Source organism: Methylomonas stagni (assembly GCF_050154735.1).
GTDB classification, from domain to species: Bacteria; Pseudomonadota; Gammaproteobacteria; order Methylococcales; family Methylomonadaceae; genus Methylomonas; species Methylomonas koyamae_A.
In genome coordinates, this window is sequence record NZ_CP189557.1 from 591,134 (window position 1) to 605,027 (window position 13,894).

Consider the following 13,894-nt stretch of genomic DNA (forward strand, 5'->3'; position numbering starts at 1 on the left):
ACTGGATCACACCATTTTTGAAGTAGGGGGCTTTATGATCATTGACAACTCCGCCATCAAAATGCAAGGCCGGCATCAGCAGCAGCAAGTCAGCAATCGCCGGGAAGTGTTGAACATCCGCCATCCGGACCGACGCTCGGACGAAGCGCGCTGGCCGGCCGACGATCGCTTAAGTCTCAGCCGAGCCGGTCAAGCTAAACAAGCCAAACAGGCTAGCGCGACCAAGGCGCTGGATACCGAGACACCGGTCGAGTCGAAAGACAGTTTGATGATGCAAATCATCCGGCGCATGGTCAAGGAAATCACCGGCCGCGATCTGAAAACCTTTAGTCCCGACCAATTGACCGCCGGTACCGACCAGCCGACCTACCAAGATCAACAACCCGCGCCGGCCGCGCAAGCGGATAACGGCGGTCTGACTTATCAACAGACGCTGAGTTATTTCGAAAGCGAAACCACTTCGTTCAGTGCCGAGGGTACGATTAACACCCAGGATGGCCGATCCCTGAGTTTTTCGCTGTCCCTAAACATGAGTCGGAGCTTTTACGCGGAAGTCAGCAACACGATACAGGTCGGCGACGCGCAAAAAAAGACCCCTTGGTCATTAACTTCGACGGCACGGCCGCTGAGCTGAGCAACACGTCGTTCCAATTCGATATCGACGCCGATGGCACGCCGGATCAGATTGCCGGGCTTAAATCCGGCAGCGGATTGTTGGCGCTTGACAAAAACAACGACGGCAGCGTCAACGACGGTTCCGAATTGTTCGGCGCGTTGACCGGCAACGGCTTCGCCGAATTGGCTAATTACGATCAGGACGGTAACCAGTTTATCGATGCCGCCGATGCTATCTATCAAAAGCTCAGAATCTGGCAGCGCAACGCCGACGGCAGTCAGCAATTGCTGGCCTTGGGGGCGAAGAATGTCGGGGCGATTTACCTGGGGCATCTGACCACGCCGTTCCAACTGAAGGACGACAACAATCAGTCGCGCGCCGAAGTTGCCAGCAGCGGTTTCTATTTAACCGAGCAGGGCCAAGCGGGTAGCGTGCAACAATTGAATTTCCTAGTTTGACGGGCTGTCGCTCCCGGCCGCCGTCGGGAGCGATTCACGCCGATTCGGGTAAAACAACCGCTTGAAGAGGCTTCCAACCGGCTTATCGACATAACAGAACTTCTCGCCAACGGACAAAAGGTTGGTCTAAGAGGTTTTCCTGGGTCTCCCGTTTTCCGACCGAGCGGCCGTCGATGAGGCCGCATTCTTTCTCGTACTGTTCTCCAACGCGCCGCTGTACATCGTTTGAATTGATCCGCAACAAGGTACCCCCAACCGACGCACACCGCATCGCTGCGGATCAAGGCATCCAGTCTCAAACCGGCCTGTAAGCGCTAACTAATTCGCATTTTTTTCACTATGCTTGCTATGTTGTTAGGGATTTTCTAAGTTTTTGCGGACGTGGACGGACCAAGCATTTGTCAATCTCGCTGGTAAAGTAATGGCTATGAGAAAAATAATCGCCGGTTTTCTGTTGGCAGGGGGGCTGGCGGTTGAAGCCGCAACAGAAGGTAAAGATGCGCTGGAATTGAATGTCGAGGATCTGCTCAATGTCGAAGTGACATCGGTGTCGAAAAAAGCTCAAGCGCTGAACGATGCCGCCGCCGCGATTTTCGTGATCAGCAACGAAGACATTAAACGGTCCGGCGCCACCAGCATACCGGAGGCTTTGCGGATGGCGCCGGGTCTGGACGTGGCGCGGATCGATGCGAACAAATGGGCGGTCAGCGCGCGCGGCTTTAACGCCCGCTTTGCCAATAAGCTGTTGGTATTGATCGACGGCCGCAACACCTACAGCCGGCTGTTTTCCGGTACCTACTGGGAAAATCAGGATGTGATGATGGAGGATGTCGAGCGTATCGAAGTGATACGCGGACCCGGCGCGACTCTGTGGGGGGCGAACGCGGTCAACGGCGTGATCAACGTCATCACCAAGCACAGTTCTAAAACCCAGGGCGGTTTGGTTGCGGCGGGCGGCGGTACCGAGGAGCAGGGTTTCGGTGCGTTTCGTTACGGCGCGGCGTTGGGCGAGAACACCACCGGTCGAGTCTTCGTCAAGGGCTTCAAGCGCGACCAAAACACCGATGCGCGCGGCAATGGCGCCGGCGACGATTGGGACCGAGTCCAGGGCGGGTTTCGTATCGATTCCCGCCTGACGCTGGCCGACGATTTTAAATTGCAGGGCGATCTCTATCACAGCCATCTGAATCAAACCCTGCTGGTGCCCAGTGTCGTTCCTCCCTATGGCGACCTGGGGCGCGACAAGGCCGAAGCCTACGGCGGTAACGTCTTGGGCCGCTGGCAGCACACGTTCTCCACCCAGTCCGATCTGTCGTTGCAGTTGTTTTACGATTACTACCGGCGTAACGAAAGTTGGATGTCCGAAGGCCGCGATACGCTGGATTTGGATTTCGAGCACCGCCTCAACGTCTTCGACAAGCATGAATTGATTTGGGGCTTGGGTTATCAACTCACCGCCGACAGGCTCGGTTCCAGCGTAATTTTCAATATGTCGCCGGCCCACCGAAAAAATCAACTCTATAGCGCTTTCGTCCAGGACGAGATGGAGCTGATCGATCAAACCCTATGGTTTACGCTGGGTTGCAAATTCGAGCACAATGATTTCACCGGCTTCGAAGGTCAGCCGACCGCGCGCCTGATGTGGGCGCCCGACTTGAATCATCGGTTTTGGGCGGCCATGTCGCGAGCGGTGCGTACGCCCTCTCGGGGCGAAGCGAATATGCGCTTGACGACTACCGTGGCACCGCCGACCGCACCTTTCTTCGTGCCGGTGGACTTGACGCTGCAAGGTAACCGAAATCAGCTTAGCGAGGATGTACTCGCCTACGAGATTGGCTACCGAACGACGATGATTAAGTCGTTGTCGGTGGATGTGACGGCGTTTTATAACGACTACGCCCATTTACGCGATGCCGTGCAAGGCACGCCTTATTTCGATCCGTTGCGCGGCGTCGTAGTCCAACCCTTGCTGTTCAGCAACAATATAAAAGCCAAGACTTACGGCGTCGAGCTGGCGATGGTCTGGCAAATGTTGGATTGGTGGCGCTGGGACGCCAATTACAGTGTGTTGAAAACCGAATTGCCGTCGGCGGCAACGGCGGTGATCGGTGTGAGCCCGCAACAGCGGGTCAATCTGCGTAGCGCAATCAACGTTATCCCGGAGCTGGACTTCGATGTCTGGTTTCGCTACGTCGATACCAATGCCTCCGCGACGTCCGGCGGCGACCGCTATATTCGCGACTACGTGACCATGGACGCCCGGTTGGCTTGGCGGCCGGCGGCCGGATTGGAAGTCTCGCTGGTCGGACAAAACTTGTTAACGAGCAGTCATTTGGAATATGTACAGGAGAATTTGGTGGTCCCGACGCTGATCGATCGCGGTATGTACGGCAAAATCAGTTGGAGTTTTTAAAATGCGTCACGTGGCCAATATCCCCGCGTTTGAATATTTTAAACCGATTTTTGGACGCCGATTTTAAGCGCGATATGTCGAATATCACTAGAACTTGTGCAATCGCCGTGATGCTGGGCTATCTGCGTATCGCGTCCGGGGAGCCGGTTGCGTTCGAACAATATGCGGTGTTGGCGGCATTGACATTGAATTTCGCTCGTTTTACGCAATGGCCCGATCAGGCCTTCACGGATTCCGACAATCAATTGAAAGTCTGCCTGGTTGGCGATAATGTGTTATTGCAATCTTTCGATTCCATAAACGGTAAAGCGGTCGGCAATAAAGCGATTAAGACGTTAAACTCCGAGAAATTGAGGAATCTAAACCAGTGTCATATTTTGTTTATTAGCGAGATTTCCAACAGTCTACTTTCTCAAGTATTTTTGGATATTCAAAACAGGCGGATTCTGACGATTGGAGAAAGCCTGGATTTCGTCAATGCCGGCGGAATGGTGGCGATGCTGAACGTCGACGGTAAAATACAATTGTACGTCAATAATCACGCCGTCAAGGCCGCCGGACTGGCGATCAGCTCCAATCTGCTGCGCTTGGCGAAGATAGTCGGCGAAAATTAAACAGGGCGACAGCATGTTCAAATGGTTTAACAATGCGCCGATCAAACTGAAATTAGTGTCGATCTTGACGGCGATCGCTATGATGACCTTATTTTTAGCGACATCGGTCATCGTAATTAACGAATATTTCGCCAGAAAAATTGAGACGGAACAGCAATTGGTATTAATCGCCAATATTGTCGCTTCGAATATTTCCGCGTCCTTGGTGTTCGACGATCCCGTGACCGCCAACGAAATGCTCAAGAGCTTGAAAACCCGCGACAGTATTCTAAATGCCGAGTTATATAATCGAAGCGGAAAATTATTTGCCGATTATCACTCCGAGAAAAATCCAGCCAGCCATTGGAATTTCGACCAGGCTTACGCGGTTTTGCGAGAAGCCGGACCCGCCGATAAATCCGTTCATCCGTTCAAAATGTTGATGACGCTTTTTTCCGAGTGGTACGACAGTCTGTTTCATTATTTTAGTGTCGCCGATGTTGGCGGAAAATATGTCGTCGAATACGACGCGGAGAATAATCTGCATTTTGTCAGGCCAATTTATTTGGACGGCGACATGATAGGCGTATTGCATCTGGTGGACGATCAGAGCGGGTTTTACGCCATATTGAAAAGTTTTTATTTGATTATTGGGCTGATCGTGGTGTTCACGATGTTGTGGATCGCCATGCTGACGTCCAAGCTGCAACATATTTTCTTGGCGCCGTTATTGAATTTGATGCAAGCGATGAAATCGGTGGGCAGCGAAAAAGCCTTTTACCATCGCATAGAAAAAACCAGTACCGATGAATTCGGCGATTTAGCCGAGGTGTACAACGCGATGCTGAGCGAAATTCAGGTACGCGACCAGCGTCTGGAACGGCACCGGAATGAATTGGAACGTCAGGTCGCCGAGCGCACCGCCCAGCTCGCCGAAAAAAACGAGGAACTGGAACGAACCGTGGTTGAAACCGTCGCCGCCAAGGAACTGGCGGAGCAGGCGAGTCTAGCCAAGTCGCAATTTCTGGCGACGATGAGTCACGAGATCCGCACGCCGATGAACGGCGTGTTGGGGATGATGGAACTGTTGCAGTCTTCCGGACTGGACGCCAGGCAAGTCCGATTCGCGGAAACCGCTTACCGTTCGGCCAACTCGCTACTCGGTATCATCAATAACATATTGGATTTTTCCAAAATCGAAGCCGGTAAGATGCAATTGATCGTTCAGGAGTTCGATTTGCGGCGCTTGTTGGAAGATACCCTGGAATTGTTGGCCGAACCGGCGCATCGCAAGGGCATCGAGTTGATCCTGAACATTCCGCACGATTTTAACTACGTGATTCAGGCCGATGCCGAGCGCTTGCGCCAAGTCCTGATCAACTTGCTGGGCAATGCGATCAAATTTACCGAGCGCGGCGAGGTGCAACTGAAAGTCTCGACGCTGGCGGAGGTCGCCGGAACCGATACGATCGAATTGTTGTTCGAGGTTGTCGATACCGGGATCGGTATCCCGGACGACCGCCAGGCCAAAATCTTCGACAGCTTCACCCAATCCGACGGCAGCATCACCCGTCGTTACGGCGGTACGGGTTTGGGCTTGACGATATCCAAGCAACTGGTGGAATTAATGGGCGGCAAGTTGGCCGTGGACAGCCGGGTCGAGCGCGGGTCCCGATTTTATTTTTCGTTGCGCTTGGGTTTGGGGATACAGTCCGGCATCGATCGCGCCGAAAGCCATGAACTGTCCGGCGTCAACATTTTGGTGGTCGACGACAATCCGACCAATCGGGAGATTTTGTTGGACCAATTGACGCTGTGGGGCGCCAACGTCACGACCGTCGATAGCGGACCCAGAGCCTTGAAGCTGTTGACCGATGTCTCGGCCAATCCCCATCAGGCTTTCCGGATTGTGTTGCTGGATTGGCATTTGCCGATCATGGATGGTTTAAGTTTGGCGAAAACGATTCAAAACGACACTCGAATTGTCAAACCCGCGTTGGTGATGCTCAGCTCGGAAAGCATATCGTTGCAAGCCGACAAACTTCAGGATTACGGCATCAGCTTTTATTTGAACAAGCCGGTATTTCAACGTAAGTTGCACCAGTGTCTGTTGGAAATTCTGGCCAACAAACCTGTCGCGGCCATGCCGTCTGCCGCAGCGGAGGCCGAAAAACTGTCCGGCACGGTGCTGGTGGCGGAAGATAATCCGGTCAATCAGGAAGTCGTCAAAAGTTTCTTGGTGGGCATGGGCTGCGCTGCCGATGTCGTCGCCGACGGCGCGGCGGCGGTCACGGCCGCGCGCGACAAACGTTACGACCTGATTTTGATGGATTGCCATATGCCGGTGATGGACGGTTTTGCGGCGGCTGTCGCGATTCGCGCCGAAGAAAGCACGGCGGGACGCGCACGTACGCCGATCGTAGCGTTAACCGCCGACGTCCAAAAAGGCGTGCCCGAACAATGTCAGGCCGCCGGCATGGACGCCTACCTCAGCAAACCGTTCCGCCGCGATCAATTGCGCGCCGCGCTGGCCGCTTGGCTTGGCGAGGCGCGGATGCCGCCAGAGACCGCCGCCGCGACTAGGTCGGTAAATTCGCCGGCGGTTATCGATTTGAGCGCGCTGCAAGGCTTGACCGACCCCGACGGTAACGATTTATCGAGCAAAGTAGCGCGAGTTTATTTGGACACCACGCCCAAATTGGCCGAACGGCTTACGCCGATTGCCGAGGCTCGGGATTTCGATGCACTCGCGGATACCGCGCACAGCTTGAAGTCGGCGAGCGCCAACATCGGCGCGGCCGAGCTGGTGGCCGCTTGCGCCGCGTTGGAGCGCGCGGCCCGACAGTCGGATGCCGCCGATCTGCTGGCGTTGGCGGGGACGGTTACCGAGTGTTGGACTGCGGCGATAGACAGTTTAAGGCTGGCGCTGGGAGCGGAATCGGTCGGCGAAGCTCGGTCGTCGGAGTCGGATTTTGCCGACGTAGCGACGGACGGCGAGGTCGCTCGCATCTTGTTGGTGGACGACGATCCGGGTTTTCGGATGGTGACCGGCGCCAAACTGCGGACCGCCGGCTATCGAGTGGCCGAGGCCGATAGCGGCGAGGCGGCTTTGGCATGGTTGGACCGGGAAACGCCCGATTTGGTGATACTGGATGCCATCATGCCGGGCATCGACGGTTTCGGAACTTGTCTGGCCATGCATGCCGTGCCGGCGATGGCCGGCGTCCCGATCATTATGTCCACCGGCTTGGACGACATCGAATCGATCAATCGTGCGTTCAGAGCCGGCGCCGCCGATTTCATCGTTAAACCGATCAATCACGTGGTGCTGATACATCACATCAAATTTTTGTTGCGAGCCAGCCGGACGACAGCCGAGCTGAGGCATAACAAACAGCAACTGTCCGCCGCGCAACGCGTCGCCGGCTTGGGTTACTGGACTTGGGAACCCAGGCTGCGGCGGTTCGGGACCTCCTCTTATCTCGCCGAGTTGTGCCGATTGGAGCCCGACTATTTTCAGGGCAATCTCGATCGCTACATCGATTTGATCGAGACCGATAAACGGCCGACGGTGAGGGCGCTGATCGATGCGGCGGCGGTTGGCGAAGTGGTCGACGACATCGAATACCGCTTACGCGTCGATTTGGAAGAGCCGATCACGGTGCGCCAGCATACCGCGTTGGTCGAGGGCGGACCGAATGCCTACGTTACAGGCACCGTGCAGGACATCAGTAAGCAGAAGGCTTCCGAGCAACTGATTCACCAATTGGCTTATTTCGACGCCTTGACCGGTTTGGCGAGCCGCGTGCATTATCAAAAACGTATCCAGCAAACCATCAAGGCCGCCCAGCGCAGCCAACAACAGTTTGCGTTTCTGTTTCTGGATTTGGACGAATTCAAATACGTTAACGACAGCTTCGGTCACAACGTCGGCGACCAGTTTTTGACGGCGATCGCGCAGCGTATCCAGCGGGTGATGCGCGATGAGGATTTTGTCGCTCGCCTTGGGGGCGACGAATTTTGCGTGATCGCCAACCATATTACCGACGAGTTTCAAGCGATGGAGATTGCCGAACGCTGCCTAGAGGAAATCAATTTGCCGCTGATCCTGGGTAGCCATCACTTAAATCCGCGCGTCAGTATCGGTATAGCCATCTATCCCAAGGACGGCGACAACGAGCACGATTTGATGAAGGCCGCCGACACGGCGATGTATTCCGCGAAAAGCGCAGGTAAACAGCGCTACGCCTATTACCGGCCGGAAATGACCGGGTTGGCGATCAAACGCCTGCAAGACGAACAAATGCTGCGGGAAGCGCTGGAAAACGAGGAGTTTGAATTGTATTACCAACCTCAGGTTAGTATGGTGACCGGCCGGATGATCGGGGTCGAAGCCTTGTTGCGCTGGCGACATCCGCACCGCGGCTTGCTCGGGCCGGCCGAATTTATCGGGCTATCGGAAACGCTGGGTTTGATTCATAAACTCGGTGGTTGGGTGATCGGCGCGGCGTGCCGCCAGCTCAAGGCTTGGCACGATCTGGGCTTGACACCGCTCACCGTCGCGGTCAACGTCTCGGCCAGCCAGTTTCGCGATCCGCAATTGCTGGAGATTCTGAATGCCGCGTTGAAAGCCTCGGATTTGCCGGCCGAAGCGCTGACGCTGGAAGTCACCGAAAGCGTGATGCAAACCGAAGCGGATATGGCGATTTTCCGTCAATTGAAGGCGATGAACTGCAAGATTGCCATCGACGATTTCGGCACCGGCTACTCGTCGCTGGCGTCGCTCAAGCATATGCCGGTCGATTGTTTGAAGATCGATCGGGTGTTCGTTCAGGATGTACTGAGCAATCCGCAAACCCCAATTTTGTTGGGCACCATCATCGGCATGGCCAACGCGATGGCGTTCAAAATGGTCGCGGAAGGGGTCGAAACCATCGAACAAGCCATGGTGATGAGCGGTTTGGGTTGCCAGATCATCCAGGGGTTTTATTTCAGCCAGCCGTTGCCGGCCAACGACTTGCCGGCGTTGTTCGAGAAGGACTTTCGGCTGGAACAGGCGGAAAACCGGTTGGCTTCTGGAGTGCCCGGCGATGGTCACTGATGCGCCGCCGCTGTGGCGGAGCGGCTTGGAAAGGGTGTTGGTGTTGCCGCATGATGTTCATCATTTGTTGAGGGCCTTGGTCGACGACGATTTGGACTACCCGGCGCTGGCCAAGGTATTGGCATACCATCCGACGATCTGTGCCCGTCTGCTGGCCTTGGCGAACTCCGCTTGGGCCAACGGTCACGGCGAAGCGGTGACCTCGATAGAGCGCTGTTGTCTGAAATTGGGCATGAATGTGGTCAGGGCGGTCGGTATCGGCTTGGCGGTAATGAAGCCGTTTTATCCCGGCAAATGTCGGGAATTCGATCTGCGCCGCTATTGGGTGAGTGGCATGTTGACCGGCCAGGCGGCCGCGCAATTGGCAGAACCGCTCGGCGGCCGGCTGGCGCAAACCGTCAGAACAGCGGGGATTTTGCACAACATCGGTATCTTATGCCTGGCCGATACGATGCCCGAGCAAACCCAAGCCGTGTTGGAATATAAGCGGCGCCATCCGGAAATCGCATTGAGTCGATTGCTGCGGCAAGCCTTGGATTGCGATTATTGCGAAGTAGGCGGCTATTTGGCCGAGCATTGGGGATTGGCTCCGGAATTGGTCGCGACTATCGCCCAACACGGCGAGCCCGAATATCGCGGCTGTCACTGGCAGTCGGCCCAAACGGTACACGCCGCCGCCCGCATGGCTTGCCGGGCCGGCAAGGACGAGGAATGGCCGCCGCTGAGCGGCTTGAGCGAGATCGGTATTAGTGCCGAACGGCAGGCCGATGTGTATCGGCGCTTGGGCGAGCAGGCGCCGGCGGTTCGGGAGCTGGCGGCAACCTTGTTTCATTAACCGCCATCGAGGCGTTCCGGATGGCGGCGGCATTGGGTTCCGTGGCGGCCCGACACCCCCGGTCAGCGTCGCCATTTGGCGCTGAAGTCGCGTAACATCGGTAGTAAGCAGTTCGCCAGCCAGCCGCGCATACGGCTGGCGCCGGCGCGGCAGGCGTTTCCGCCGCGTTCGGCCAAACCCGGCCAATCGATCGCGCGGTCCGCCAACCAGCCGCGCCGGTACGACCAATGCAATAGACCGCTGATGTAGAGCAGGGCGGGCGTCAGGCCGGTCAGGAACCATAGAAACCGGCCGGTCGCGCCGAAAGCTTCCCCGGTATGCAGCGGCCACAGCCAAGTCGTGAAACGCTGGCCCGCCGAGAACCGGTGCGGGTTGCGCACGTCGCGGATCTGCCCGCTCCAACGGTCTACCCAGACCGTCGTGAACGGATGATGTTGGTTGATTTCGTCGCGCTGGCGCAGATTGATCCGGTAGGTGCCTAGTTCGCCGACCGGGGTCGTCACCCGCCGCACTTCGGATTTTGGAAACGGTCCGCGCGCCACCAGCACGGCTTCGGCTAAGTTAACCGGCCTGTTGTTCGGAACACCGGTGCTGCGTACCGCCGGACCGTCGTCGCCGTGGCCCATGCCGTCGGCGGCGGTAATGGTTTCCAGCAGACGAGGGTAGGCGAGGTGAAAACCGGTAAACGCCAGTATCAGCAAGCCGCAGGCGCTGATCAGTCCCAGCCAGCGGTGTAAATCGAAGGCCAGCTTGACCAGACTGGCGTGGCGCAATCGGAATACCTCGCCGAGTCGGTCGCGGCCAGGCCACCATAAACCCAAGCCACTGATGATCGACAGCATCAGCAGGCCGCCCAGCCACGCGACAACAGTGCGACCGGTGGCGGCCAAGCGCAGATGGGTGTGCAAGTCCATGATCCAGGTGGTCAGGGTTTGTCCCCAGAAGCGTCGGTCCAGAACTTGGCCGGTGTAAGGGTCCAGCGAGACCATCAGCGGAGCGTAGAATTGCTCGTAACTTTCCTTAGGTTTTTCGAACCGAGCGGTGATCGGACCATCCGCCGCGCGCGGCATTTCCAGGGTCCAGGCCCCGTGGCGATTGGGTTCGGCGGCGCGTAGCATGGCGTACAGTTTATCGATAGGCAGTACTTCCGCGCCTTCGGCTACCGTGACGCGCAGTTGCGGGTTCAGTAGGCCTTCGAGTTCCTCTCGATATACGCTGAGACTGCCGGTCAGGCCCAGCAGCGCGAACAGTAGTCCGGCCGTCAGCGCCAGCCAGACGTGGCAGTTGACCCAAATCCGGCGCGCGGCGAATCGGAAACGGGGACGAACGATGATCGGGTATTGCAATTCGGACATGGCGACGAGAGCAAGAAAGTTAACCCGCTATTCTGCCGGAATCGCCGGACCGGGGCCAGTCCGACCCTTGCCGCGAATTTTTAGCTAGACTCGGGTGCCAGAGGTAATATGCAGGCGAGACCAAGACCGCGTTCCGGGCATGCGCTCATTTCAAGCGCGGTCGCTTGTGTTGGATATCAGCCGCGCCGCGGAAGCCTTGGCGCTTAGGCCCGGTTTTGAGCGCTTGAAGCGACTTCCGCTCTCGAATTGGTTTTTTAACGGACTCTCGATGAACGACACTGCCGTACACCGCGCGGTACAGACCTTATACCGCGACGAATCGCGCCGTATTTTGGCGACCTTGATCCGGCTGCTCGGCGACTTCGACCTCGCCGAGGAAGCCTTGCACGATGCGTTTCGCGCCGCGTTGGAACAATGGCCCGGCGATGGCGTGCCGGCCAATCCCAAGGCTTGGTTGGTGTCGGCCGGTCGATTCAAGGCCATAGACCGGTTGCGCAGGCAATCCCGCTTCGAGCAAAGGGAGGATGTCGAAGCGTTGGCCGATCCGCTGGGGGAGGTCACGCCGGACGATACCGAAGATTGGCCGGACGACAGTTTGAAGCTGATTTTTACCTGCTGCCATCCGGCATTGGCGCCGGAAGCGCATCTGGCCCTGACTTTGCGGGAAGTTTGCGGTTTGACGACCGAAGCGATCGCGGCGGCATTCTTGACGCCGGTGCCGACATTGGCGCAACGGATCGTTCGCGCCAAGGCCAAGATTCGCGAGGCCAAGATTCCGTATCGGGTGCCGCCCGCCGAAGAGTTGCCGGATCGTTTGGCCTCGGTGTTGCGGGTGGTCTATCTGGTCTTCAACGAAGGTTATTCGGCGTCGTCGGGTGCCAGCCTGACCCGGCCAGACTTGGCCGGCGAAGCCTTGCGCTTGGGTCGGCTACTGGCTGAGCTGTTGCCGGAGCCGGAAGTATTCGGCCTGTTGGCGCTGATGCTGTTGCACGAGGCGCGGCGCATGTCCAGAACCTCGGCCGACGGGGAGCTGATATTACTGGCCGATCAGGACCGCTCGCTGTGGCATCGGGAGCAAATTGCCGAAGGCCGACGTTGGGTGGAGGCTGCCTTGCGCGGTGGACGGCCCGGCGCCTACGCTCTGCAAGCGGCGATCGCCGCGTTGCACGCCGAAGCCGAGCACGCGGAAGCCACCGATTGGCCGCAAATCGTCGCGTTGTACGTGCTGTTGCTGCGGGTGCAGCCGTCGCCGGTGGTCGAATTGAATTTCGCCGTCGCGTTGGCGATGCGCGACGGCCCGGCCGCCGGCTTGGCCGTGATCGACGCCATCTTGGCGCGCGGCGAATTGGCGGACTACCATTTAATCCACGCCGCCCGCGGCGATTTATACCGGCGCCTGGGGGACGCCGCCGACGCGGTTGCCGCCTACCGGCGCGCGCTTGATCTAGCCAAACAGGAGCCCGAGCGCCGGTTTTTACAGCGCCGGTTAGCCGAATTGGCGGGCTGAAAATTTTTGGCGGCGATGTCGAATCGGGCTGTCGCCAATCGACTAGCCAACATCCGAAACCCAACGCAGGGAGAAACCGATGAAATACCTTTGCCTGATTTGTGCCGAAAAGGTCATGGAGGACATGGAGCCGACCGCCGCCGACCGCCATTTTGAAGAGTATGCCGAGTTTACCGAAGCCATTCGCGCCAGCGGCCATTACTTGGCTTGCAACCGATTGTTGCCGGCCAGCGCGGCGGTAACGGTGCGGGTCCGCGACGCCAAAGTGACCACGACGGATGGACCGTTTGCCGAAACCAAGGAGCAACTGGGCGGCTATTATTTAATCGAAGCCACCGATTTCAACGAGGCGATCAGGATCGCCGCCGGAATTCCCGGCGCGCGCTTCGGTTGCGTCGAAGTCCGGCCGGTCGCCGAGGATAGTCAAACCTTAACCGCGTTGGGCTTGCGTTAAATCCACGGTATTCGAGGGTTTTTATGGTTTGGCGAGAATGCCGGACGGCGCCGGCGGGACGCAGCCATCGTCAGGCAACGCGCCGTCCGTTATCTTTCGAACTCATGGTTTTGCGGTGAGCCCCCGGAAAGGCGGAGCCTTGTTATTTGGAGACCTTATGAAATACTTGCTATTGATCTATTTTGCCGAGCAGACGCTGGCCGAGGACGATCGTCAGGCCTGTTACCGGGAGTCCTTGCAATTGGCGCGCGATTTGGCCGAGCGCGGCCAATATCTGGCGGCCAGTCCGCTGCAACCCACCGCGTTGGCGACCAGCGTGCGGGTGCGCGACGGGCAGTGTTTGGTGACCGACGGCCCGTTTGCCGAAACCCGCGAGCAACTGGGCGGCTACTACTTGGTGGAGACCGCCGATCTGGATCAGGCGATCGCCATCGCCGCGCGTATCCCGATGGCGCGCAAGGGCACGGTCGAAGTCAGACCCTTGATCGAGTTGCCGGGACTGCCGGCGGACGATCGGGCCTAGCGTGACGAGACCTTGCACCGCTACCGCGAATGCGTGGGC

10 protein-coding genes are annotated in these 13,894 nt (G+C 57.6%); 9 read left to right on the forward strand and 1 reads right to left on the reverse strand.

Translation table 11 applies throughout. The annotated features are described in order from the left end of the window. Positions 1-34: 34 nt before the first annotated feature. From ACP4CD_RS02725 to ACP4CD_RS02750, 6 genes are all read left to right on the forward strand, one after another. The gene (locus ACP4CD_RS02725; RefSeq protein ID WP_426993370.1) at positions 35-634 is read left to right on the forward strand and encodes a hypothetical protein; all 600 of its coding nucleotides are present in this window, start codon (positions 35-37) and stop codon (positions 632-634) included. Then, complete coding sequence (locus tag ACP4CD_RS02730; protein ID WP_426993372.1) at positions 598-1,074, forward strand: hypothetical protein; 477 nt, start codon at positions 598-600, stop codon at positions 1,072-1,074. Before ACP4CD_RS02725 ends, ACP4CD_RS02730 begins: the two co-directional genes overlap by 37 nt. A 427-nt stretch (positions 1,075-1,501) precedes the next feature. Then, on the forward strand, positions 1,502-3,487 hold the full coding sequence (locus tag ACP4CD_RS02735) for a TonB-dependent receptor plug domain-containing protein (RefSeq protein WP_426993373.1): 1,986 nt from the start codon (positions 1,502-1,504) through the stop codon (positions 3,485-3,487). A gap of 74 nt (positions 3,488-3,561) precedes the next feature. Then, positions 3,562-4,101 (forward strand): YfiR family protein, encoded by a 540-nt coding sequence (locus ACP4CD_RS02740; protein WP_139306230.1) that lies wholly within the window; start codon positions 3,562-3,564, stop codon positions 4,099-4,101. A gap of 13 nt (positions 4,102-4,114) precedes the next feature. Beyond that, a complete protein-coding gene (locus tag ACP4CD_RS02745) occupies positions 4,115-9,181 on the forward strand; it encodes an EAL domain-containing protein (protein WP_426993375.1) in 5,067 nt (1,688 codons plus the stop codon). After that, positions 9,171-10,016: an HDOD domain-containing protein gene (locus tag ACP4CD_RS02750; protein WP_426993376.1), complete on the forward strand. Its 846-nt coding sequence runs from the start codon at positions 9,171-9,173 to the stop codon at positions 10,014-10,016. The genes ACP4CD_RS02745 and ACP4CD_RS02750 overlap by 11 nt, the downstream gene beginning before the upstream one ends. 62 nt (positions 10,017-10,078) lie before the next feature. Here ACP4CD_RS02750 and ACP4CD_RS02755 read toward each other — a convergent pair whose 3' ends face one another. Then, complete coding sequence (locus ACP4CD_RS02755; RefSeq protein WP_426993377.1) at positions 10,079-11,371, reverse strand: PepSY-associated TM helix domain-containing protein; 1,293 nt, start codon at positions 11,369-11,371, stop codon at positions 10,079-10,081. 268 nt (positions 11,372-11,639) lie between these two features. On the opposite strand from ACP4CD_RS02755, the gene ACP4CD_RS02760 reads away from it, so the two are divergent. The 3 genes from ACP4CD_RS02760 (at position 11,640) to ACP4CD_RS02770 (ending at position 13,855) form a co-directional block, all read left to right on the forward strand. After that, a complete protein-coding gene (locus ACP4CD_RS02760; protein ID WP_426993379.1) occupies positions 11,640-12,878 on the forward strand; it encodes an RNA polymerase sigma factor in 1,239 nt (412 codons plus the stop codon). Between the two features lie 79 nt (positions 12,879-12,957). Continuing rightward, a complete protein-coding gene (locus ACP4CD_RS02765) occupies positions 12,958-13,332 on the forward strand; it encodes a YciI family protein (protein WP_071158085.1) in 375 nt (124 codons plus the stop codon). A gap of 157 nt (positions 13,333-13,489) precedes the next feature. Further along, complete coding sequence (locus ACP4CD_RS02770; protein ID WP_426993381.1) at positions 13,490-13,855, forward strand: YciI family protein; 366 nt, start codon at positions 13,490-13,492, stop codon at positions 13,853-13,855. Positions 13,856-13,894: the final 39 nt, after the last annotated feature.